This window comes from Mesorhizobium sp. RCAM 05099, from assembly GCF_059683685.1.
The window spans coordinates 1,818,875-1,839,408 of sequence record NZ_CM185035.1 but is presented as its reverse complement, the minus strand read 5'-3'; the positions used below and the strand labels follow the sequence as shown (position 1 = coordinate 1,839,408).

23 protein-coding genes are annotated in these 20,534 nt (G+C 64.7%); 17 read left to right on the top strand and 6 right to left on the bottom strand.

Translation table 11 applies throughout. The features are described from left to right. The first annotated feature begins 26 nt into the window (after nt 1-26). The 7 genes from flgK (at nt 27) to AC56QQ_RS09020 (ending at nt 6,022) form a co-directional block, all read left to right on the top strand. Nucleotides 27-1,481, top strand: a complete 1,455-nt coding sequence (gene flgK, locus AC56QQ_RS09050; protein WP_497126523.1) for a flagellar hook-associated protein FlgK — start codon at nt 27-29, stop codon at nt 1,479-1,481. A gap of 3 nt (nt 1,482-1,484) precedes the next feature. After that, on the top strand, nt 1,485-2,528 hold the full coding sequence (locus AC56QQ_RS09045; RefSeq protein ID WP_489863071.1) for a flagellar hook-associated family protein: 1,044 nt from the start codon (nt 1,485-1,487) through the stop codon (nt 2,526-2,528). Nucleotides 2,529-2,556: 28 nt separating this feature from the next. Beyond that, on the top strand, nt 2,557-2,904 hold the full coding sequence (gene flaF, locus AC56QQ_RS09040) for a flagellar biosynthesis regulator FlaF (RefSeq protein ID WP_489863072.1): 348 nt from the start codon (nt 2,557-2,559) through the stop codon (nt 2,902-2,904). After that, nucleotides 2,901-3,341, top strand: coding sequence for a flagellar biosynthesis repressor FlbT (gene flbT, locus AC56QQ_RS09035; RefSeq protein ID WP_497126521.1), 441 nt, complete (start codon nt 2,901-2,903; stop codon nt 3,339-3,341). Before flaF ends, flbT begins: the two co-directional genes overlap by 4 nt. An 11-nt stretch (nt 3,342-3,352) precedes the next feature. Continuing rightward, complete coding sequence (gene flgD, locus AC56QQ_RS09030; RefSeq protein ID WP_497128914.1) at nt 3,353-3,748, top strand: flagellar hook assembly protein FlgD; 396 nt, start codon at nt 3,353-3,355, stop codon at nt 3,746-3,748. Between the two features lie 13 nt (nt 3,749-3,761). Continuing rightward, nucleotides 3,762-4,028 carry a flagellar biosynthesis protein FliQ gene (gene fliQ / locus AC56QQ_RS09025; protein ID WP_023761707.1) on the top strand — a complete coding sequence of 89 codons (267 nt, stop codon included), beginning with the start codon at nt 3,762-3,764 and terminating at the stop codon, nt 4,026-4,028. 350 nt (nt 4,029-4,378) lie between these two features. Continuing rightward, nucleotides 4,379-6,022: an MFS transporter gene (locus AC56QQ_RS09020; protein ID WP_489863075.1), complete on the top strand. Its 1,644-nt coding sequence runs from the start codon at nt 4,379-4,381 to the stop codon at nt 6,020-6,022. Nucleotides 6,023-6,044: 22 nt separating this feature from the next. On the opposite strand, the gene AC56QQ_RS09015 is transcribed toward AC56QQ_RS09020, so the two are convergent. The 3 genes from AC56QQ_RS09015 to AC56QQ_RS09005 form a co-directional block, all read right to left on the bottom strand. After that, entirely contained in the window at nt 6,045-7,826 is a 1,782-nt protein-coding gene (locus AC56QQ_RS09015) for a chloride channel protein (RefSeq protein ID WP_497126519.1), read from the bottom strand. A gap of 164 nt (nt 7,827-7,990) precedes the next feature. Continuing rightward, the gene (locus AC56QQ_RS09010; protein WP_497126517.1) at nt 7,991-8,503 is read right to left on the bottom strand and encodes a cupin domain-containing protein; all 513 of its coding nucleotides are present in this window, start codon (nt 8,501-8,503) and stop codon (nt 7,991-7,993) included. Then, on the bottom strand, nt 8,500-9,261 hold the full coding sequence (locus AC56QQ_RS09005) for an NAD-dependent epimerase/dehydratase family protein (RefSeq protein WP_497126515.1): 762 nt from the start codon (nt 9,259-9,261) through the stop codon (nt 8,500-8,502). Before AC56QQ_RS09005 ends, AC56QQ_RS09010 begins: the two co-directional genes overlap by 4 nt. Before the next feature lie 62 nt (nt 9,262-9,323). Here AC56QQ_RS09005 and AC56QQ_RS09000 point away from each other — a divergent pair, with 62 nt between their 5' ends. Beyond that, the gene (locus tag AC56QQ_RS09000; RefSeq protein WP_497126513.1) at nt 9,324-9,803 is read left to right on the top strand and encodes a MarR family winged helix-turn-helix transcriptional regulator; all 480 of its coding nucleotides are present in this window, start codon (nt 9,324-9,326) and stop codon (nt 9,801-9,803) included. A gap of 40 nt (nt 9,804-9,843) precedes the next feature. Here the strand turns inward: AC56QQ_RS09000 and AC56QQ_RS08995 are convergent, their stop codons facing one another. Beyond that, nucleotides 9,844-10,143, bottom strand: a complete 300-nt coding sequence (locus tag AC56QQ_RS08995) for a putative quinol monooxygenase (RefSeq protein WP_497126511.1) — start codon at nt 10,141-10,143, stop codon at nt 9,844-9,846. 116 nt (nt 10,144-10,259) lie between these two features. Between AC56QQ_RS08995 and flhA the strand changes: the two genes are divergently transcribed. The 7 genes from flhA to AC56QQ_RS08960 all read left to right on the top strand — a co-directional run bounded on the left by flhA (nt 10,260) and on the right by AC56QQ_RS08960 (nt 15,828). Further along, the gene (gene flhA / locus AC56QQ_RS08990; protein ID WP_497126509.1) at nt 10,260-12,347 is read left to right on the top strand and encodes a flagellar biosynthesis protein FlhA; all 2,088 of its coding nucleotides are present in this window, start codon (nt 10,260-10,262) and stop codon (nt 12,345-12,347) included. Further along, nucleotides 12,344-13,096 carry a flagellar biosynthetic protein FliR gene (fliR, locus tag AC56QQ_RS08985; RefSeq protein WP_256751510.1) on the top strand — a complete coding sequence of 251 codons (753 nt, stop codon included), beginning with the start codon at nt 12,344-12,346 and terminating at the stop codon, nt 13,094-13,096. Before flhA ends, fliR begins: the two co-directional genes overlap by 4 nt. 2 nt (nt 13,097-13,098) lie before the next feature. After that, entirely contained in the window at nt 13,099-13,491 is a 393-nt protein-coding gene (locus tag AC56QQ_RS08980) for a hypothetical protein (protein ID WP_489863082.1), read from the top strand. Nucleotides 13,492-13,701: 210 nt separating this feature from the next. Next, the gene (locus tag AC56QQ_RS08975) at nt 13,702-14,244 is read left to right on the top strand and encodes a rod-binding protein (protein WP_489863083.1); all 543 of its coding nucleotides are present in this window, start codon (nt 13,702-13,704) and stop codon (nt 14,242-14,244) included. A gap of 98 nt (nt 14,245-14,342) precedes the next feature. Then, nucleotides 14,343-14,768: a hypothetical protein gene (locus tag AC56QQ_RS08970; protein WP_497126507.1), complete on the top strand. Its 426-nt coding sequence runs from the start codon at nt 14,343-14,345 to the stop codon at nt 14,766-14,768. 112 nt (nt 14,769-14,880) lie between these two features. After that, the gene (locus AC56QQ_RS08965) at nt 14,881-15,396 is read left to right on the top strand and encodes a hypothetical protein (protein ID WP_497126505.1); all 516 of its coding nucleotides are present in this window, start codon (nt 14,881-14,883) and stop codon (nt 15,394-15,396) included. Nucleotides 15,397-15,543: 147 nt separating this feature from the next. After that, nucleotides 15,544-15,828, top strand: coding sequence for an SCP2 sterol-binding domain-containing protein (locus tag AC56QQ_RS08960; RefSeq protein ID WP_489863086.1), 285 nt, complete (start codon nt 15,544-15,546; stop codon nt 15,826-15,828). A gap of 90 nt (nt 15,829-15,918) precedes the next feature. Here the strand turns inward: AC56QQ_RS08960 and AC56QQ_RS08955 are convergent, their stop codons facing one another. Both AC56QQ_RS08955 and odc2 read right to left on the bottom strand, forming a co-directional pair. After that, the gene (locus tag AC56QQ_RS08955; protein WP_489863087.1) at nt 15,919-16,527 is read right to left on the bottom strand and encodes a GNAT family N-acetyltransferase; all 609 of its coding nucleotides are present in this window, start codon (nt 16,525-16,527) and stop codon (nt 15,919-15,921) included. A 99-nt stretch (nt 16,528-16,626) separates the two neighbouring features. Continuing rightward, nucleotides 16,627-17,760, bottom strand: a complete 1,134-nt coding sequence (gene odc2 / locus AC56QQ_RS08950; RefSeq protein ID WP_497126503.1) for an ornithine/lysine decarboxylase — start codon at nt 17,758-17,760, stop codon at nt 16,627-16,629. Between the two features lie 542 nt (nt 17,761-18,302). Here odc2 and AC56QQ_RS08945 point away from each other — a divergent pair. Both AC56QQ_RS08945 and AC56QQ_RS08940 read left to right on the top strand, forming a co-directional pair. Beyond that, nucleotides 18,303-19,499, top strand: coding sequence for an amidase (locus tag AC56QQ_RS08945; RefSeq protein ID WP_497126501.1), 1,197 nt, complete (start codon nt 18,303-18,305; stop codon nt 19,497-19,499). 2 nt (nt 19,500-19,501) lie between these two features. Further along, nucleotides 19,502-20,401 carry a LysR family transcriptional regulator gene (locus tag AC56QQ_RS08940; protein ID WP_497126499.1) on the top strand — a complete coding sequence of 300 codons (900 nt, stop codon included), beginning with the start codon at nt 19,502-19,504 and terminating at the stop codon, nt 20,399-20,401. Nucleotides 20,402-20,534: the final 133 nt, after the last annotated feature.

Below are 20,534 nucleotides of genomic sequence, written 5' to 3'. Positions count from 1 at the left end.
ACGGGCGTGGCCCGTGAAAGACCCGCATGTCGCTATCCACCGCATTGAGTATCGCCCAATCGGCGCTTATGAACACCGCGCGGCAGACAAGCGTTGTCACGCGCAACGTCTCCGACGCTTCCAACCCGGATTACACGCGCCGCATTGCCGTCGTCACCAGCACGGCCCCGGGCGCGCGTTCGGTCGACATACAGCGGACCACCAACGACCTGCTGTTCCGTCAGAACCTCAGCGCTCTGTCGGCGTATAGCGGCCAGAATGCGCTCTACAGCGGCATGGATCAGCTCGACGTTTCGGTCAATGGCGTCGACAATGCATCCTCGCCGTCGACGGCGATGGGCAATCTGCAGCAGGCGCTGCAGCTCTATGCCACCTCCCCGTCCAACCAGAATCTCGGCGTCAGCGTCATCGACGCGGCCCAGCAGGTCGTGCGTTCGCTGAATGACGGCTCTAAGGCCATTCAGGATTTCCGCACCCAGACCGACGGCCAGATCGCCACGGCCGTCGACGACCTCAACTCGCTGTTGAGCCAGTTCCAGGATGCCAACACGGCGGTCATTTCGGGAACCCGTTCCGGCACCGATGTTTCCGATGCGCTCGACCAGCGCGACGCGCTTTTGAAGAAGATCGCCGACTATGTCCCGGTGTCGACCTTCACGCGTGGCGACAACGACATGGTCATCACCACGGGTGACGGCACGACGCTGTTCGAAACCATCCCACGCTCGGTCAGCTTCGCGCCGTCGTCCGGCTACAGCGCCGGTGCCGCCGGCAATGCCGTCTATATCGACAACGTGCCGATCTCGGCGGGAACCGGCGGCAACACCAGCGCCAGCGGCAAGCTTGCCGGCCTGCTGCAATTGCGCGACGGCGTCGCCTCGACCATGCAGAGCCAGCTCGACGAGACCGCGCGCGGCCTGATCTCCGCCTTTGCCGAGACGGCTCCGTCGATGCCCGATGCCGCCGGCCTGTTCACCTGGTCGGGCGCGCCGGCCGTGCCCGCCGCCGGCACGCTGGTCAACGGCCTTGCCGCCTCGATCAGCATCAACGCGGCGATGGATCCGAGCGTCGGCGGCAATCCGACGCTGTTGCGCGACGGTGGCGCCAACGGCGCGGCCTATGTCGCCAATACCAGCGGCGGCGCTTCCTATTCCAGCCTCCTGGTTGCCTATGGCGACCGTCTCGACCAGCCAATGACCTTCGATCCCGCCGCCGGGATTTCGGTAACATCCAGCGTCTCCGACTACGCGGCCAATTCGATCGGCTGGCTTCAGGGCGTGCGCCAGCAGGCTTCGACCGCCGCCGACGCCAAGGAAGCGCTGGCGTCGCGCAGCGCCGAGGCACTGTCCAACGCAACCGGTGTCAATGTCGATCAGGAGATGTCGCTCATGCTCGACCTCGAGCACACCTATCAGGCATCGGCCCGGATGATGAAGACCGTCGACGACATGATGACGGCCTTGTTGAACGCGGTGGGATAAGCCATGACTTCAGTCTCCTCGGCCGCCATCTCCAACGCCATGCGCTACCAGCAGATGCGCATGCAGGCCGATCTCGTCAAAGCCACCAAGGAGTCCTCCACCGGCAAGGTCGCCGATGTCGGGCTGGCGCTGGGCGGGCGCACGGCCCAGTCCGTCACCTTCTCGCGCGATCTCGACCGGCTCAACGTCATCATCGATTCCAACGGGCTGGTCGCCGCCCGGCTTTCGTCGACGCAGACCTCGCTCGGCCAGCTCTCAAGCGTGGCGCAGACCTTCCTGTCCAGCCTGACCACCGCGACATCAGGCGATTCCTCCGACAGCCTCACCCAATCGACGGCCAACACGACCATCCAGCAGCTTGGCTCGATCCTCAACACCAGCGTCAACGGCGAATATCTGTTCGCCGGCACCAACACCGACGTCAAGCCGATCAACGATTTCACGGCGGCCGGCTCACCCGCCAAGGCCGCCTTCGACGCCTCCTTCGTGTCCCATTTCGGTTTCACGCCCAGTGACCCGGCCGCTGCCAACATCACCGCCGCCCAGATGGACGACTACATCACCAACGATGTCGCGCCGCAGTTCCTCGGCTCTGGCTGGCAGACCAACTGGTCGAATGCCACCGACCAGCAGATTGTCAGCCGCATCGCGCTCAACGAAACTACCGCGACTTCGACCAGCGCCAACAGCGACGGCATCCGGAAGCTCGCCATGGCGGCCGCCATGGTCTCCAGCCTGATGACCAGCAACATCAGTCAGGCGGCCAAGGACAGCATCGTCAGCCACTCGCAGACACTGGTCGGCGAGGCGCTGAGCGGCATCGCCCAGGTCCAGTCCGAAACCGGCATCGTGCAGAAGCGTGTCTCCGATGCCAGCGACCGCATGAAGACGCAGGTCGACCTGTTCGAACGGCACATCCTCGATCTCGAAGCCGTCGACCCGGCCGAAGCCGCGACCCGGGTCGCAAATCTGACCCAGCATATCGAGACGTCCTTCGCGCTGACAGCACGCCTGCAGCAGCTCAGCCTGCTGAATTACCTGACCTGACACCTCATAACGGAACGGTAGCCCCACGATGTACCAATTCTCCTACGCCGACATCCAGAGCAACTCCGTTGCCGACGCGAAGGACCGTGAGCGGCAGCTCCTGACCCGCTCCATCGACATGCTGGCGGCGGCGGCGGCCATCGGCCACGACTCGATGGAGGCAATCGAGGCTTTGCATTTCACCAACCGTGTCTGGACCGCGTTCGTCGAGGATCTCGGCTCCAGCGACAACGCCCTGCCCAAGGAACTGCGCGCCAACCTCATCTCCATCGGCCTGTGGCTGCTGCGCGAGGCTGAGGACATACGCCAGGGCCGCACCAACAATTTCGAAGGGCTGATCGAGGTGTCCCAGATCATCCGGGACGGCATTCAATGACCAACACGCTGAAGATATCGCTGAAGCCGAACGAAAAGATCTACGTCAACGGCGCGGTTATACGTGTCGACCGCAAGGTCACCGTCGAACTGATGAACGACGTGCAATTCCTGCTCGAGAGCCATGTGATACAGGCCGACGACGCCTCGACGCCACTCAAGCAGCTGTATTTCATCCTCCAGGTCATGCTGATCAATCCGGCCGGCGCGGCCGAGGCGCGCGACATGTTCAGGCGTTCGCTGCCGCTGCTGCTGGTAAGCTTCGAGGACGCCCAGATATGCACCGCGCTCAAGCAGATCGACCGCATGGTCAGCGAGGATCACATCTATGAGGCGCTGAAGGCGATCCGATCGCTCTATCCGCTCGAACGCCGCGCGCTTGGCGGCAATGACGACGTTCCGGGCGCGCGCCCGCTGGCTGTGGGAGCACGATACTGATGAACGTGGACATGACGACGACGATACCGACTGGCGCCAATTCGACGACCACGTCGACCTCGAAGACAGCAGTCGACTACCAGTCCTTCCTGAAGCTTCTGATCGCCGAGATGAAGAACCAGGATCCGACCAAGCCGATGGACTCGACGCAGTATGTCGCGCAGCTCGCCACCTTCTCGCAGGTCGAGCAATCGGTGCAGACCAACACCAAGCTCGACCAGATCATGCAGTCGTTGGCGCTGTCGCAGGCCGACGCGATTATCGGTCGCTCGATCACGTCGGCCGACGGCAAGACCACCGGAATAGTGGCTTCGGTGACGCTCTCCAGCAGCGGACTGATCGCGGTGCTGCAGGATGGCACCCTGGTCCCCGTCGGCGCAGGCGTGTCGATCAAGCCGGCAAGCTAGGCCAACCTCCCACATGAACGAGGCCGACGCTCTCGACATCGTCCAGTACGCGGTGTGGACGGTGCTCACCGCGTCCGCCCCGGTGGTGCTGGTCGCCATGGTCGTCGGCATCGGCATCGCCCTCATCCAGGCGCTGACGCAGGTCCAGGAGATCACATTGACCTTCGTGCCGAAGATCGTCGCCATCATGCTGGTGGTGGCGCTGACCGGGCCTTTCATCGGCAGCCAGATATCGGCCTTCACCAACGTCATCTTCGAGCGCATCCAGAACGGGTTCTGAGCACTTCAGGACAGGCGCGGCGGCCTTCCGTCCGCAATTGCGTGAAAGCAACCGCCCCGCTTGCGGGCAGCGGGTTCGGTCCGTCCGTGCCGGCAAGGCGGTCGCCGGCCCGATGTCACCGCATGCGCATCGATGTCTTTGCGGACGCCGCATGCCGCGGTCGGTGACGCGCGCTGATTCACCCTTGCCCCTCGGCCGGAGATAAAGGCGTGGACCGCAGCTATCCCATTGTTGGACCATGATCCTTTTTGAAAGGCGTTCGCCCTTTGCGGTGCGATGCCCTACTTTCGGCAAATGATCTCAGCAAACGGATCATTTGACGAATCCGCACGACATGGCAGGAACTCCCGATGATTGACGAAAAGCCGGAAAGCGAGGGCGCCTCGGCGCTGGCGCCGTTCCGGCATGGCATTTTCCGCGCCGTATGGGCCGCAAGTCTCGTCTCGAATTTCGGCGGCTTGATCCAGGGCGTCGGCGCGGCCTGGATGATGACCACGATCGCCACCTCGTCCTACCAGGTGGCTCTGGTCCAGGCCTCGACCACCTTGCCGATCATGCTGTTTGCGCTCGTCGCCGGTGCGATCGCCGACAGTTTCGACCGGCGCAAGGTGATGCTCGTCGCCCAGACCTTCATGCTGGTCGTTTCGGTGCTCCTGACCCTGTTCACCTATTCCGGCCTGATCACACCGTGGACGCTGCTTGCCTTCACCTTCCTGATCGACAGCGGCACGGCGCTGAACAGCCCGTCATGGCAGGCCTCGGTCGGCGACATCGTTCCCCGAAACAAGGTGCCGGCCGCCGTCGCGCTCAATTCGATGGGCTTCAACCTGACCCGCAGCGTCGGCCCGGCGATCGGCGGCATCATCGTCGCCGCGGCTGGTGCGGCGGCGGCCTTCGCGGCCAATGCCGTGAGTTATATCGGCCTGATCGTCGTGCTGGCGCGCTGGAAGCCGGACGTGCCGGTATCGACCTTGCCGCGCGAATCGCTGGGGGCTGCCATGGGCGCCGGCCTGCGCTATGTCGCCATGTCGCCCAACATCGGCAAGGTGCTGGTCAGGGGCGCCGCCTTCGGCTTCAGCGCCGGCGCGGTGCTGGCGCTGCTGCCGCTGGTGGCGCGCGATGTCGTCAAGGGCGACGCCTTGACCTACGGCATCATGCTTGGCGCCTTCGGCATCGGTGCCGTCGGCGGCGCGCTGATCAGCGTGCGGCTGCGCCAGCTGCTGTCCAGCGAGACGATGGTGCGTTCGGCCTTCGCCGGCTTCGCCGTCTGCGCCTTCAATGCCGCCGTCAGCCATCATGCCTGGCAGACGTCGCTTGGCTTGCTTGTCGGCGGCGCCTGCTGGGTGATCGCCCTTTCGCATTTCAACGTCACGGTGCAGATGGCGACACCACGCTGGGTGGTCGGCCGGGTGCTGTCGGTCTATCAGACCGCGACCTTCGGCGGCATCGCGCTCGGCAGCTGGATCTGGGGCGTCGTCGCCGACGCGCATGGTGCCGAGACCGCGCTGATCGCGGCCAGCATCGCCATGCTGGCCGGCGGCGCCATCGGCTTGCTGTTGCCGCTGCCGCAACAGCAGGTGCTCAACCTCGACCCGCTCAACCGCTTCAAGGAACCGCACCTGGCACTCGACCTGAAGCCGCGCAGCGGCCCCATCGCCATCATGATCGAATACATCATCCGCGATGACGACGTGCCGGAGTTCCTCGCCACCATGGCTGAACGTGGCCGCATCCGACGCCGTGACGGCGCCCGCAACTGGACGCTGGCGCGCGACCTTGAAAACCCGGCGATCTGGATCGAGCATTATCACACGCCGACCTGGCTCGAATATGTGCGCCACAATGGACGCATCACCCATGCCGACGCCGTCGTCGGCGAACGCCTGCGCGCCCTGCACAGCGGCGGCGAGCCGCCCCGCGTGCGCCGCATGATCGAGCGCCCGACGACCGCCGGCACGACTCTCGTCATGGCCAAGGGGCCGATCGAGCACTGACACCCGGGGGGCTTTGCGCTCCCTACCCTTCGCCCGAAAGGTCCCTGCGCGCCTTGTCGAGTTCCTCGGCATAGCGCCGCATCAGATGGCCCTCGGTCAGAAGCCCGAGCACGATGCGGTCGGTGAAATCCTCGACGACGGCCAGTTCTTCGGCGCCAGCGCGCTGGAACGTCTCTGCGGCCGACTGCACATTCATGCTGGGCACCAGCACGGCGTCCTGGAACTGGGCGAGCGAGCGCACCGGCACCTCGCCGTCGGAGGGATCGCTGTGCAGTTCGGCCACGATCAGCACGCCGACATAATGATCGCCCGCGTCGACGGCGATGACGCGCTGGGCCGAACCGAGCGGCACTTCCTTGCGGAAGGCGGCAAGCGTCGTTGCGGCATCGATGGTCTTGATATCCTTGCGCATCATCGAGCCGACGGTGAGGCTGCGCATCCAGCCGACATCGTGGGCGCTGCGGATTGTTTCGCCGCGCAGGTGGAAGCGCCATGTCGAGAACGAATAGCCGAAGGTTTCACGCACCAGGATCGCGGCCATGATCGAGGCGGCCAGGACAACGCCGGTCAGCGTCAGGTCGCGGGTCGATTCCAGCGCCAGGAAGGTCATCGTCAGCGGACCGCCCACGACACCGACGGCCAGCGACGTCATGCCGACAACGGCGGCGACGGACGGGTCGATGCCGGTCGCCGGCGAAACGAAAGCCATCACGCCGGCGAATGCCTTGCCGAGCAACGCGCCGAGGAACAGCGAGGCGAAGAACAGGCCGCCGCGGAAACCCGACCCCAGCGAGATCGCCGACGCCGCCAGTTTCAGCACGAAGACGCTCGCCACCACGCCCAGCCCATAATTCATGGCGAATTCGCGATGCAGCGCGCCATGGCCACTGGACAGGACCTGCGGGGTGATCAGTCCGAGCAGCCCGACGACGACACCACCGATGACGGGACGCAGCGACGCATCAACCGACAGCCCGGCAAAGGCGCGTTCGATCAGCGTCACCAGATGCATGATGGCGATCGAGGCCGCACCGCCGAGCAGGCCGAGCAGCAGGAACGGCACGTACTGGCTGGCGGTTAGCGCCGGCAGACCCGAAAGCTCGAGCGGAAACGGCACCCCGCCAAACATTTCAGCGGTCAGCGAGGCCGAGATCGCGGCCGTCATCACCGGCGCCACATTGGCGACCGAATAGATGCCGATGACCAGTTCGAAACCATAGAAGGCGCCGGTCAGCGGCGCGTCGAAGGCGGCGGCGATGGCGCCGGCCGCACCGCAGCCAACCAGGATGCGGACATCGTTGCGGCGCAACCTGAACACGCGCGCCAACCGCGACGCCAGGCCGGACCCGACCTGGGTATAGCCGGCTTCCAGCCCGACAGAAGCACCGAAGCCGCTGGAAATCATCGTCTGGCCGGCAATGATGAAGGTGTCGGTCAGCGACATGCGCCCGCCATAGAGCGCGTTGGCCTCGATCGGGTCGACGGGGGTGCGGAATTTCCGCTTTCTCAGCCAGAGCACCGAAAGTCCGAGCAGGATGCCGCCGATCGCCGGTATCAGCGCCTGCAACGGGTTGGCGAGCGAGAACATGCCGGAAAGCCGGCCGCCGGGCTGGACGCCGAACAACAACCCGTGCAGGTCCTGCACGATCTGGCTCATCGCCGTGACGAGGATGCCCGCCATCACCCCGACGGCGCCTGCCAGAATGACCACCGCGATGCCGCGCGCCTCGAGCAGCGGCAGCGATCTGATCAGCACCGCGCGCAGCCGGCGGGCGTAGACTTGCGGTTGGTTTCTGGAAAGCACCGGGGCGGCTCGCCGATAACAGAAAGGCAATGGAAGGCTCGCCTGATACGCCGGGCGACACGGCGTGGCAACCACAATGGCGACATGCAAGGCGCCATTGTGGCGCTGGACCCGCTGGGGGCAGGCTTTTACTGCCTGTGGCTGGAGCGCGGGCGGCGCTGCCGTCAGTCCGGGATGGTCAGCGCGCCGCAATCGTCGTCGGCGATGAAGGTCGCCAGCAACGCCGCCGGCTCCGTCGTGCTGGCGTTTTCGGCGAAAAGATGGATCGCACCGGGCGGCTCGAACCAGGTCTGTCCCTCGGTGTAGGTGCCGGCGGGACTGCCTTCCAACTGCGAGCGCAGCGTGCCTTGCAGGACGAAGGCACTCACCGAACCCGGATGGCGGTGCCGAGGTGTGTAGGCGTTGGGCGGGAACTCCACGATCACCGTGGTGACCGACTTGCCCGGCATATCAGGCAGCTTTTCACAGGAAACCGGCGTGACGACGGTCTTCGGCCGCGAAGTGGCGGAACCGCCCGCATCAGCGCTTTGCATGTCCATGTGCCCTTCCATGCCCTCATGCGCGGCGCCGACGACGCCCTGCCCGGCCCATCTTGCCGCGAGCGCGAGCAGAAACGCGGCAGTGCCGGCGGCGGCAAGATATTGGCCGGTGCGCAAGCGGGATTGATTGCCGATCATGACGATGTCTCCGAACACGAACCGGCGGCCTCAGGCCGGCAAGCGAAAATCGGCGCGCCAGCCCAGTTCCTCGACGCCTTTTGCGTCGAAACGGCCTGGTTGGGTTCCGCCACGTTGAAGATGCCGGGCGCGCCCTTGTCGAGCGCAAGCAGCGCGGCATAAGCGGCGGCATCGACATGCAGAGGCGACGGGCCGGCGGGCGCGTCGGCTCCCGTCCCTGGGCCATAAAGCTGGCCGTATCGCAGGACGATGCCGGCGAATGGCGCCCGAAGCACCGCCGCTTCGAGCGCGATGACGCCACCGACGCTGATGCCGCGGTTTCCGCCCGCGGCGCTGTCCAGCGGATCGGCCTCGCTATGCGGTTCCGGACCGGGCGCGTAGGCCCAGGCGATGCTTTGCGCGACCATGCGCCGGACGCCGGATGCGGTGGCTGCAGCGACCAGATTGCGGGTGCCTTCGTCGCGAAGGCGCGCATTGCGCACGATCGCCTCGCCCATCCTGGTCGGGTCCAGGCCCGGCGGCAGGTCGGTCAACTGGTGGATGACGATTTCGGGTCGGGCAGCAAGCATCGCACGCGACAGGGCCTCGGCATCAAAGACATCCACCACCGCTGGCTTGACGCCAAGGGCGCGCAACGTGACGGCCTTGTCCGCATTGCGCGTGGTGCCCGTCACATGATGGCCGGCCGCCAGAAGCTGCGGGATCAACCGTTGCCCGATCGCGCCGGAGGCGCCGGCAAGAAAAATGCGATGACCCATCGCCACAAGCTCCCTGTCGTCATAATATCAGTATTCGAACAACATATAAGAGCTCTTACATCATGCGCAAGCCAAATCAACGTCCGTCGATTCCGGCTCCGGGCGAAGGCAAACGCGGCGAGGAAGGCTATCTCGGCTATCTCTTGCGACAGGCGGCAGGCGCTCATCGGCTCAGGGTGGAAAGAGCGCTGGCCGATCTCGGCGTGACACAACCGCAATTTGTGACGCTGACCATGCTTGCGGCGTATCCTGGCATCTCCAACGCCGATCTCGCCCGGCTGGCGCTGCTCACGCCGCAGACGCTCAGCGTCATCGTCGCCAACCTGGAACGGGCCGGCGCGCTGGTCCGCAAGCCGCATGCCGTCCACGGCCGCATCCAGCATATCGATCTCAGCGACAGCGGACAGGCGCTGCTGCGGACATGCCGCGAGCGGGTGCATGCGATCGAGAGCGAACTGACCGAGGGCCTGTCGGCGCCGGAAGAACGAGCCGTCAGGCGCTGGCTGGTTGGCGTCGCGACGGCTGGAACCAGCAAATCCTGAGTGCTCGTCAGCGGCGGGCGGGAACCGGCCCGCGGATCGATCAGGTCGGCTTGGGCTCCCCGGCTTCATAGAGCACGAGGTTGCGTTCGCCGATGCCAAGCGCCGGCCAGCTCGCACGCCAGTCCGCAAGGTGCGGCGCGCGGAAATGCGCGTCGAGCGCGGTCCTGTCGCTCCAGACTTCCGTGACCCGGATCAGCCCGGGCTCGAAGACATCCTGCGCATAGGAATATTCGAGGCAGCCGGGCTCGGCGCGGCTGGCGCGAACCATGCGCTCCATCGCCGGCCTTGCCTCCCCGAGCGTGTCGGGCGGCAAGCGGATCGTGCCGATGATCAGAAGCATCTGGTTTCCCTTCTTGCGAGACGTTCGAACCTGCCAGTCTCCCACCCTCGCGCAAGCTTGGCCAGCTACCCTCACCGGGCTGTCGCACGTTCGGCAGCCTATGGTTTGGGGACAACATGGCGATCAGCGAAAGCATAGCGGCAGGGGCAGTAGCCAAGAACGGCCGCGACGTCTTCTTTGCCATCGGCATCGTCATCATCCTGGCCGTTCTGTTCCTGCCGATCCCGGCCTTTCTCATCGACATCGGCCTCGCCTTCTCGATCGCCCTTTCGGTGCTGATCCTGATGGTGGCGCTGTGGATCCAGCGGCCGCTCGACTTCTCGTCATTCCCGACGGTGCTGCTCATCGCCACCATGCTGCGGCTGTCGCTCAACATCGCCACCACGCGCATGATCCTGTCGCATGGCAATGAGGGCACGCATGCCGCCGGCTACGTCATCGCCGGCTTCTCCAAGCTGGTGATGGCCAGCGACTTCGTCATCGGCCTCATCGTCTTCATGATCCTAATCGTGGTGAACTTCATCGTCATCACCAAGGGCGCCACCCGTATCGCCGAGGTCGGCGCCCGCTTCACCCTCGACGCCATCCCCGGCAAGCAGATGTCGATCGACGCCGACCTCTCCGCCGGCATGATCGACGACAAGACGGCGCAGTTGCGCCGCCGTGAACTGGAAGAGGAATCCTCCTTCTTCGGCTCGATGGACGGCGCCTCGAAATTCGTCCGCGGCGACGCCATCGCCGGCCTCATCATCACCGCCATCAACATCGTCGGCGGCATCGCCATCGGCTATATCAGGCACGGCATGGGCATGGGCGAGGCAGCCGACGTGTTCATCAAGCTGTCGGTTGGCGACGGCCTCGTCACCCAGATCCCGGCGCTCATCGTCTCGCTCGCCGCCGGCCTGCTGGTGTCCAAGGGCGGCACCCGCGGCTCGACCAACCAGGCGGTGTTCGGCCAGCTCGGCGCCCATCCGCGCGCCCTCTATGTGGCGGCGTCGCTGCTGGTGCTGCTCGGCCTGATGCCCGGCCTGCCGCTGTTTCCGTTCTTTGCGCTGGCCGGCGGCATGGCTGGGCTCGGCTACGTCATCCCGATGCGCGCCAATCGGGTCCTCGCCGAAGCCGAAGCGGTGAAAAACCAGGAGAAGGTGACCAAGGCGGAGGAGGAGAAGAATTCGGTCAAGGCCTCGCTCGCCACCGCCGAGATCGAGCTGCTGATCGGCAAGCAGCTTTCGACGCGGCTCCTGGTTTCGCATCAGGAACTGGTTTTCCGCATGTCCAAGATGCGCAAGAAATTCGCCACCCAGTACGGCTTCGTCGTGCCGGAGGTGCGCGTCGCCGACGATTTCGCCATCCCGCCGAAGAGTTACCAGATCAAGGTGCACGGCACCGTGGTGGCCGAATACCAGATGCGCGTCGGCGAGATCATGGTGCTGCTCGGCAATCGCGACCTGCCCGAAATACCGGGCGAGGAAATCCGCGAGCCGGCCTTCGGCATGCGCGCCTACTCCGTGCTCGAAACCTTCGCCGAGGATTTGAAGCGCGAGAACTACACCTTCGCCGACAACATGTCGGTGCTGCTCACCCATCTCTCCGAGGTCATCCGCAACAACCTGCCGCAGCTTCTGTCCTACAAGGACATGAAGGCGCTGCTCGAACGGCAGGACCAGGAATACCGCAAGCTCGCCGACGATATCTGCACCACGCACATCTCCTATCCCGGCCTGCAGGCGGTGCTGAAGCTGCTGCTCGCCGAGCGCGTCTCGATCCGCAACCTGCATCTGATCATCGAGGCGATCGCCGAGATCGCGCCGCATGTGCGCCGCACCGAGCAGATCGTCGAACATGTCCGCATCCGCATGGCCCAGCAGATCTGCGGCGACCTCTCCGAGGGCGGCGTGCTGAAGGTGCTGCGTCTTGGCAACCGCTGGGACCTCGCCTTTCACCAGAGCCTCAAGCGCGACGCCAAGGGCGAGGTGCGCGAGTTCGACATCGATCCGCGCCAGCTCGAGGAGTTCGGCCAGGACGCCACCAAGGCGATCAAGAAATATCTGGAAGCCGGCGAGCGTTTCGTGCTGGTCACCGCGCCCGATGCCCGCCCCTATGTGCGCATGATCATCGAGCGGCTGTTCACCACCCTGCCGGTGCTCAGCCATGTCGAAATCGCCAAGGGCGTCGAGATCAGGGTGCTCGGAACCATATCGTGAGCGTGCTTTCGCAGAGCGTCGTCATCGCGGCGTTCCTCGCCTTCTGCCGCATCGGCGCCTGTTTCATGCTGATGCCCGGCCTGTCCAGCGCCCGCGTTCCGGTCCAGGTCAGGCTGTTCGTGGCGGTCGCCGCCACCGGCGGCCTGCTCGCCTTCCTTTGGGACCGCATCATTCCCTTCGTCGACCCGCGCCCGCAGATCCTGGTGCCGATGATCATCTCGGAACTTTTGGTCGGCGGACTGATCGGCGCCATGACCAGGCTGTACATGGAAGCCTTGCGCTTCATGGGCTCGGCCATCGCCATGCTGATCGGCTATGGCGGCACCGGCGGACCGGCGATCGAGGAGCCGGAACCACAGGCGGCGCTCGCCGCCATCATCTCGTTCTCGGCGCTGTTGATGCTCTTCGTCTTCGATTTCGACCATGAGATCGTACGCGCGCTGGTCGCTTCCTACACGGTCGCCCCGGTCAACATCTTCTTCAATCCGCAGGCCGCACTCGTCGATGTCACCGACACGGTGTCGGACACCTTCTTCCTTGTCATCCGGCTCGGCAGCCCGTTTGTCGCCTATGCCATCCTGGTCAATCTGACGATCGGCTTCGTCAACAAGCTGACCCCGCAGATCCCGATCTATTTCATCTCCCAGCCCTTCGTCATCGCCGGTGGCATGATCATCTTCTATTTTGCCGTCGGCACCATGCTGTCGCTGTTCGTCAACGGCTTTGTCGACCTGACGCTGGCAAGATGACAATGAGCGCACGCAGGGACCGCCTGAAGAAACTGGTCAAGGTGCAGGAGCAACTGAAGGCGCTGCACGAAACTCGTCATGCCACCTTCCTTGCCGCGGCCAGCGCCGCCGAGGCGGAGGCCAGGGATCTGGTCGGACATTTCGACCAGGCCAATTCCCTTTCGGGCCTGTTTCCCGACCTTTACCATCGCCGCATCGCCAGCGCGGTCGGGCGCCAGGAAGCGAACCTCGAAAGCGCCAGGCAAGAGGCCGGCCTCATCGCTGCGGCAACCGCGCGCACCAACATGGTCGAGCGCACCTACAAGGATGTGCGCAGCCGCGACGAACGCCAACGCTCCGACCGCGAGCGCCTCGACCTGATCGCGCAGAAGCGGCAACCGGAAAGTGACGATTAGCGCATGTCCCCAAAAATGGTTCCGGTCTTGGGACAACGGCATGCATGAAAACAAGGACTTGAAGCGCGTCGCAGGATTGCGTTTCCGGGCGATGCGCTTCAGCCAGCGACCGCGCAAGCCTGCCACAAGCTTGTTGAGGCATTGTCCTAACCACGGAAAACCGACAAAAGGCGGACTTTCTTGGCGATCTCTCCACCCAGCGACATCGTTATGGATGTTGCCCGAGCCGTCGACCCGACGGATATCGAGGCTGCCCGCGCCGCGCTGACAAAGCGGGCCGGTGGTGCCGCCGGGACGTTTTCGGTCGACACCGCCGCGTCGGTCGATGCCGGCTCGATCCTGTCGCGCGCCACCGCCGACAAGGCCGCCGCGTCAACCGACCCCGCCAAGAAGTTCAAGAAGTTCGAGGCGATGGTGCTGCAGACCTTCATCCAGAACATGCTGCCCAAGGACACCGAAGGCGTCTACGGCAAGGGCCTGGCCGGCGACATGTGGAAATCGCAGCTTGCCGAGCGGGTGGCCGACGTCATGGCCGAGCGCGGCGGCATCGGCATCGCCAAGTCGATGCTTGCCGACCACTATCTCGAAGGCAAACGCGTTGTGCCGGTCGGCCCGGTTTCGGGCGGGCCGGAAAAGACCGAGATCGATCAGCAGAACAGCCTCTCAACCTCGTTGGTGCACGAATTGCAGCGCAAGGCCGCGCGGTCGATCACCGGTGACGACACGACCATCAAGACCGACATCAAGATCTAGGCACGATCCCCGAAATCGGAACCGGCTTTGCGGAAAGATCATGCTCAAGCACTGAGATAGCGCGTATCCGAGTTCAACCTAACTAGACCAGGATTCTCATGGCCGACTTTTCGGAATTCACCGCCAACCTGCCCGCGCGCATGAGCGTGTCGGAAGCGCCGATCCCGTTCGCGCGGCCTGGCAATCTCGCCGCCATCATCGGCCGCATCGAGGAAGTGGTCGAGGAAGAGACCGCCGGCATCCGCAGCGACACCAGCTATGACCTGAAGGCATCGAACGCCCGCAAGAGCCGCTATCTCTATGAACTGACCCGCGCCATGAAGGGCGGCGGTGAAGCCGAGTTCCTCGAACAGCACCGCGAGGGCCTGACCCGGCTGCGCCAGAAGCTGGCGAAGAACGAGGCGGCGATCCTGGCTCACCTCAGCGCGGTCAATGAGGTCGCCAGCCTGTTGCGGAGCGCCATCCAGCGCTCGGAAGCCGACGGCACCTACTCCGCCGGCGAGTTCGGCTGGTCGAAGGCATGATGCCGAGCCGAGCCACCGCGTCGACGAAAAAAGGGAAGCGGTTTTTGCCGACGATCTTGCCGAGGCAAGAAGACAGCGCCGCGTTTCCATCGCCAGGGAATGACAACGCCCGATGATCAAGGTCATCGCCATCGCCATCTGGATCTGCGCCGCCACGCTCGGCGCCGTGTTCTATTCGTTCCAGGCGGCGGGCGAAAAAGGCGTCGGCGAAACCCCGAAGCCGATGCTGGGTGGGCTCGACTACGTCAAGACCGATATCATTTCAGTGCCGCTGATCCGCGATTCCAGGATCGACGGCTATTTCCTGACCAAGCTCGTCTACACCGTGGAACCCGAGCAGATAAAGAAGCTGTCGATCCCGGCCGAAGCGCTCATTACGGACCAAGTCTATTCCTACCTCTATTCCAATCCGCAGATCGACTTCACCAAGAAGGAGGCGATCGACCTCGATGCCTTCCGCGCCGCGATCCGCGACACCGTCAACAAGCGTGTCGGCGCGACCCTGGTGCATGAGGTCCTGATCGATCAGGTCAACTTCCTGTCGAAGGACGAGATCCGCGACAACTGGCTGCGCCGCAAGAAAAGCGAGACGGCGCCGGAAATGACCAAGCCGTCCACGGAACATTGAGCCGCCCGCAGCCGGAATTCGCGTTGACGTAAACGTCAACCCAAAGCTATATGCGGCAGCGACCAGGATCGCGAAAAACACGGCATGGGGCTTCGGCCGGATCGAAGCGCCGGTGGGCGACAGATGCAACCAGACAAGGAGAACAGCGTGAGCGTTCAGGAGATTGCCGAGAAGATCAGGTCGCGCGTGGCCAGCAGCGGGTTCGATCGTTCCGTGAAGTTCGACACCGGCGGCGACGGCGTCATCGTCATCGACGGCGCGACCATTTCGACCACCGACGCCCCCGCCGATTGCACCATCAAGCTCTCGCTCGACGATCTGGATTCGCTGATATCAGGCGACCTGAACCCGACGATGGCGTTCATGACCGGCAAGATCAAGGTCGAAGGCGACATGACCGTCGCCATGGCGCTCAGCCAGCTGCTGGGCTGATCGATTTCAGACACACAAAACGCCGCCCGACCGGCGGCGTTTTGTTTTGGACGATAAGCCAAGTACCCGCTTTAAGCTGCCCTTGCAGCCTCAGGCCGCCGACGTCAGCTCCTGTGCCTTCAGCTTGCGTCCCGCCGCTTTCAGCGTGCCTTGCACACCGTCGAGCGCGCCGTCCACCAGTTCCAGCGCCAGCAGGCGGTGCCGTTCATAGGGTCCCGGCATGGCAAGCGAACCGGTCCTGGCGGCCGAGAATCCGAAGCGCCCGTAGTAGGGCTCGTCGCCGACCAGCAGGATCGCGGCGTGGCCGAGGCGCGCCGCCTCGGCGATTGCATGGCGCATCAGCGCCGAGCCTATGCCGGCACTCTTGAGCGATGGGGCGACGGCGAGCGGGCCAAGCAGCAGCGCTGCCGGACCGCCCTCGCCCAGCGTGACGTCCCACAGCCGCACCGTGCCGGCCACGGCGCTGGACGCATCGCGCGCGACGAAGGCAAGGCCTTCCGAAGGGCGCCGGCCACGCCGCAGCTTTTCCGACGACTTTGCCTTGCGCTTCGGCCCCATGGCATCGTCGAGCAAGGCTTCGCGTGCCGTGACGTCGGCCGCGGTTTCGGCAACGATGGCAACAGCGCCGGCCACCTCTCCCCCAAGGGAGGAGATCGACCAGTGCGCGGCGCCTTCAACAGTGAAATTTGCAATGTCCATTTCCGCAATCCCCGGCGAGCGGAGATCTGTTCCACAAGCGAGCCGAGGCGGGCGATCTCTTCGCCCGCGCCGGATGATCTGATCGGCTCTTGCGAACCGTCAGATCACGTAGGATCGGAGAGGCTCGAAGCCGTTGAAGGCGACCGCCGAATAGGTGGTCGTGTAGGCACCGGTGCCTTCGATCAGCACCTCGTCGCCGATGGTCAGCGACAAGGGCAGCGGATAAGGCGTCTTCTCGTACATCACGTCGGCCGAATCGCAGGTCGGGCCGGCGAGCACGCAAGGTGCGGTCTCCGTGCCGTCATGGCGGGTGACGAGGGGATAGCGGATCGCCTCGTCCATCGTCTCGGCCAGGCCGCCGAACTTGCCGATGTCGAGGAACACCCAGCGCACATTGTCGTTGTCGGCCTTCTTCGAGATCAGCACGACTTCCGACTTGATGACGCCGGCGTTCCCCACCATGCCACGGCCCGGCTCGATGATGGTTTCCGGAATGGCATTGCCGAAATGCTTGCGCAGCGCCGAAAAGATCGCCTGGCCATAGGCCCGGGCGGCCGGCACGTCACGCAGATAGCGCGTCGGGAAACCGCCACCCATGTTGACCATCTTGAGCACAATGCCTTCCTCGGCGAGCGTCGTGAACACCGCCTTGGCGTCGGCGAGCGCACGATCCCAGGCGGTCAGGTCGGTCTGCTGCGAGCCGACATGGAATGACACGCCATAGGCGTCGAGGCCGAGCCCCTTGGCATGGCGCAGCACGTCGACGGCCATCGCCGGCACGCAGCCGAACTTGCGCGACAGCGGCCACTCGGCGCCTTCGCCATCGGTCAGCACGCGGCAGAACACGCGCGCGCCGGGAGCGACGCGGGCGATCTTTTCGACCTCCTCGACGCAATCGACCGCGAACAGCTTGATACCGAGCTGGTAGGCGCGCGCGATATCACGCTCCTTCTTGATGGTGTTGCCGAAGGAAATGCGGTCCGCCGGCGCACCGGCGTCCATGGCCATCTCGACTTCGGCAACGGAAGCAGTGTCGAAGGACGAGCCCATCGCAGCAAGCAGGCGCAGGATTTCCGGCGCCGGGTTTGCTTTCACCGCATAGTAGATCTTCGAATCGGGAAGCGCCTTCTCGAAGGCGCGGAAATTGTCGCGCACGACATCGAGGTCGACCACGAGGCAGGGGCCGGTCGGACGTCGGGTGGCGAGGAAGTCAAGGATGCGCTGGGTAGCCATCGGGTCTCTCCATCAGCGCCTTTCGGCGCGCACAAAGGCTGCGGGACGCGGGCTCTCGGCCTCGCGAACACGCGGTGGACAAAGGCGGGACGGAAATCCATGGAACCAGCCGGTGGAGACCCCGGAACCATGAAACGCCGTCTCGCGGCGGTGAACCTTGGCCTTGCCCGGCCTCGGTTCGCTTTGTCTGCCTTGGCTTGGATTGGGAGACCCCGTTCCGCACTGCCGGCAATGAAGGTGTGCCTCTTCAGTAACCCCGGTCTTTGGACAACCGGCAGAACACCAGAAAGGCCCGCACCGTCGTTGCTTCAAGGTGTCCTCGGTCTGGCGGTTGGCCGCTAAACCGACTGGAGGGGTTGGCTCCAGTTACCTTACCGATTTCCCTCACCATTCGAGGATCGGCGGACACCCACAGGCACGTGCGACTTTGGGCAAGCGCGATATAAGAGCGAAGCGTTTCACAATCAATAAAAATCGCATCCAAGGTTGTAAAATTTCCGGCATCGAACAATGTTGCGACAACCGTATCCGGATATCGAACGATGACAGGCACGCACGGCCCTCTAAACGCCTTTCTCGATCTTCCCGAGATGCCGGTGGCACATGCCGAGCTCGGACCGCTTGCCGGCCTGCGGCTGGCTGTCAAGGACATCTACGACGTTGCCGGTTACCGCACTGGCTGTGGCAATTTACGGAAATTCGACGAAAGCGATGCCGCCTCGCGCACCGCACCCGCCGTGCAGATGATTCTCGATGCCGGCGCACGCTTCGTCGGCAAGACCCAGACCGACGAGCTTGCCTTCGCGCTGTTCGGCCAGAATGCGCATTTTTCGTTTCCGGTGAACCCGGCAGCGCCCGACCGCGTCACCGGCGGCTCATCGTCGGGATCAGCGGTGGCGGTGGCGGGCAGGCTGGCCGACATCGCGACCGGCTCCGACACCGGCGGTTCGATCCGCGCGCCGGCGAGCTTTTGCGGGCTGATTGGCCTGCGCACCACGCATGGACGCATCTCGCTCGGCGGTGCCATGCAACTGGCGCCGAGTTTCGACACGTTCGGCTGGTTCGCCGACGACATCGAGACCTACGAGACGGTCGGCAAGCTGTTGCTCGGCCGCGACCCGCACCACCACCCCTTGGACCGCCCGCTGTCGCTGGACTGGCTGGACGATCTGGTCGCCCGCCCGGCGATTGCCGAATATGCTGACATGAAGGCGCTGGCGAGCGCGATTTTCGGCGCGCCGGCGTCGCCGGAAACGCCCTTCACCTCGTCTCCGGATGAACTCTACTGGTGCTTTCGCCGGCTGCAGGCCAAGGAAGCCTGGGCGGTGCACGGGCAATGGATCACCAGTGGCGAGCGCGACCTCGGCCCCGGCGTCGAGGAACGTTTCGGCTTTGGCCGTGCCGTCGACGACCGAACGGCGCAGGGCGAGACGGTACGCCGGCTGACCTTTCGCGGCGAACTGGCCGCCCTGCTCGGCAAGGACGGCTTCCTTGTCCTGCCGACGGTTCCGGGCCCGGCGCCGTATGTGGACAGCACGCCGGAGCAATTCCAGGCCTTTCGCGAGCGGGCGCTGCGGCTTCTGTGCCTGGCCGGACTGTCCGGCTTTCCGCAAATCACCTTGCCCATCGGCTCGGTCGCCGGCGCGCCGTTCGGCCTGTCGCTGCTTGGCCCTTCCGGCAGCGACATTGCCCTGATACGGCTCGGCCGGAAACTTCTCGACGCGGCACGAAAGGCCTGACCATGGACACACTGACCCGCATGCGTGCCTTCATCGACGTGGTCGAAGCCGAGGGCTTTTCCGCGGCGGCGCGCAAGATCGGCCGCTCCAAGGCGCTGCTGTCGAAGTATGTGCGCGAGCTGGAGGACGAGCTCGGCGCGCTGCTGCTCAACCGCACCACCCGCCAGTTCTCGATGACCGAGGCCGGCCACACCTACTACCGGCGCGCCTCGGAAATCGTGCGCGAGGTCGACAGCCTGGCCGACGCCGTGCGCGAATCCTCCGGCGACGTGCGCGGCCGGATCAAGCTGTCGGCGCCGCGCACCTTCGCCGACGCGCCGATCGGCCAGTCGCTGATCGACTTCGCCAAGCAGCACCCCGACATCGTGCTCGACATCCAGCTCGACGACCGTTTCGTCGATCTCGTCGAGGAAGGCTTCGACCTTGCGGTGCGCATCTCGCGGCTGGAGAATTCGTCGCTGATCGCCCGGCGCCTGGCGCCGTTTTCGATAAAGCTCTGCGCTTCCCCCGAGCTGATCGCCAAGCATGGCACGCCGACACGGCCGCAGGACCTTGGCCGCATGCCGTGCATCATCGACACCAATGGCCGAGGCCTGAACAACTGGCCGTTCAAGGGTGACAATGGCGATCCGATAAGCGTTTCGGTGTCGGGCCCGATCGAAGTCAACAGTCCGATGACGGCGCGCGCCGCGGCGGTGGCGGGGTTGGGATTTTCCGTCCTGCCGGACTTCATCGCCGCGCCCGACATCGAGAGCGCCCGGCTGGTGACGGTGCTGGATGACCGCATCCTGTCCGGCGGCGGCATTTTCGCCGTCTACCCGCATCGCCGCTATCTGCCGGCGAAGGTCCGCGTCTTCGTCGATTTCCTGGTGCAGTGGTTCAGGACGCGCGAGGCTGCCTGACTAGGCTCAGCCGTCAAAGCGCGTTGCGCCGCAACGCGCTTTGAGTCTTTTCTTGTGCGTGTAGATGTCCCCAAGCCGCCACGCCATCTGGGTGACAAGCACCAGCGGTCCCAATTTCGCCCCCTTTCTGGTA

Bases quoted from the DNA above. Each gene is read 5' to 3' on its own strand.
- flgK (WP_497126523.1), top strand. From the start codon at position 27: ATGTCGCTATCCACCGCATTGAGTATCGCCCAATCGGCGCTTATGAAC.
- AC56QQ_RS09045 (WP_489863071.1), top strand. From the start codon at position 1,485: ATGACTTCAGTCTCCTCGGCCGCCATCTCCAACGCCATGCGCTACCAG.
- flaF (WP_489863072.1), top strand. From the start codon at position 2,557: ATGTACCAATTCTCCTACGCCGACATCCAGAGCAACTCCGTTGCCGAC.
- flbT (WP_497126521.1), top strand. From the start codon at position 2,901: ATGACCAACACGCTGAAGATATCGCTGAAGCCGAACGAAAAGATCTAC.
- flgD (WP_497128914.1), top strand. From the start codon at position 3,353: ATGACGACGACGATACCGACTGGCGCCAATTCGACGACCACGTCGACC.
- fliQ (WP_023761707.1), top strand. From the start codon at position 3,762: ATGAACGAGGCCGACGCTCTCGACATCGTCCAGTACGCGGTGTGGACG.
- AC56QQ_RS09020 (WP_489863075.1), top strand. From the start codon at position 4,379: ATGATTGACGAAAAGCCGGAAAGCGAGGGCGCCTCGGCGCTGGCGCCG.
- AC56QQ_RS09010 (WP_497126517.1), bottom strand. From the start codon at position 8,503: ATGATCGGCAATCAATCCCGCTTGCGCACCGGCCAATATCTTGCCGCC.
- AC56QQ_RS09005 (WP_497126515.1), bottom strand. From the start codon at position 9,261: ATGGGTCATCGCATTTTTCTTGCCGGCGCCTCCGGCGCGATCGGGCAA.
- AC56QQ_RS09000 (WP_497126513.1), top strand. From the start codon at position 9,324: ATGCGCAAGCCAAATCAACGTCCGTCGATTCCGGCTCCGGGCGAAGGC.
- AC56QQ_RS08995 (WP_497126511.1), bottom strand. From the start codon at position 10,143: ATGCTTCTGATCATCGGCACGATCCGCTTGCCGCCCGACACGCTCGGG.
- flhA (WP_497126509.1), top strand. From the start codon at position 10,260: ATGGCGATCAGCGAAAGCATAGCGGCAGGGGCAGTAGCCAAGAACGGC.
- AC56QQ_RS08980 (WP_489863082.1), top strand. From the start codon at position 13,099: ATGAGCGCACGCAGGGACCGCCTGAAGAAACTGGTCAAGGTGCAGGAG.
- AC56QQ_RS08975 (WP_489863083.1), top strand. From the start codon at position 13,702: ATGGATGTTGCCCGAGCCGTCGACCCGACGGATATCGAGGCTGCCCGC.
- AC56QQ_RS08970 (WP_497126507.1), top strand. From the start codon at position 14,343: ATGGCCGACTTTTCGGAATTCACCGCCAACCTGCCCGCGCGCATGAGC.
- AC56QQ_RS08965 (WP_497126505.1), top strand. From the start codon at position 14,881: ATGATCAAGGTCATCGCCATCGCCATCTGGATCTGCGCCGCCACGCTC.
- AC56QQ_RS08955 (WP_489863087.1), bottom strand. From the start codon at position 16,527: ATGGACATTGCAAATTTCACTGTTGAAGGCGCCGCGCACTGGTCGATC.
- odc2 (WP_497126503.1), bottom strand. From the start codon at position 17,760: ATGGCTACCCAGCGCATCCTTGACTTCCTCGCCACCCGACGTCCGACC.
- AC56QQ_RS08945 (WP_497126501.1), top strand. From the start codon at position 18,303: ATGACAGGCACGCACGGCCCTCTAAACGCCTTTCTCGATCTTCCCGAG.
- AC56QQ_RS08940 (WP_497126499.1), top strand. From the start codon at position 19,502: ATGGACACACTGACCCGCATGCGTGCCTTCATCGACGTGGTCGAAGCC.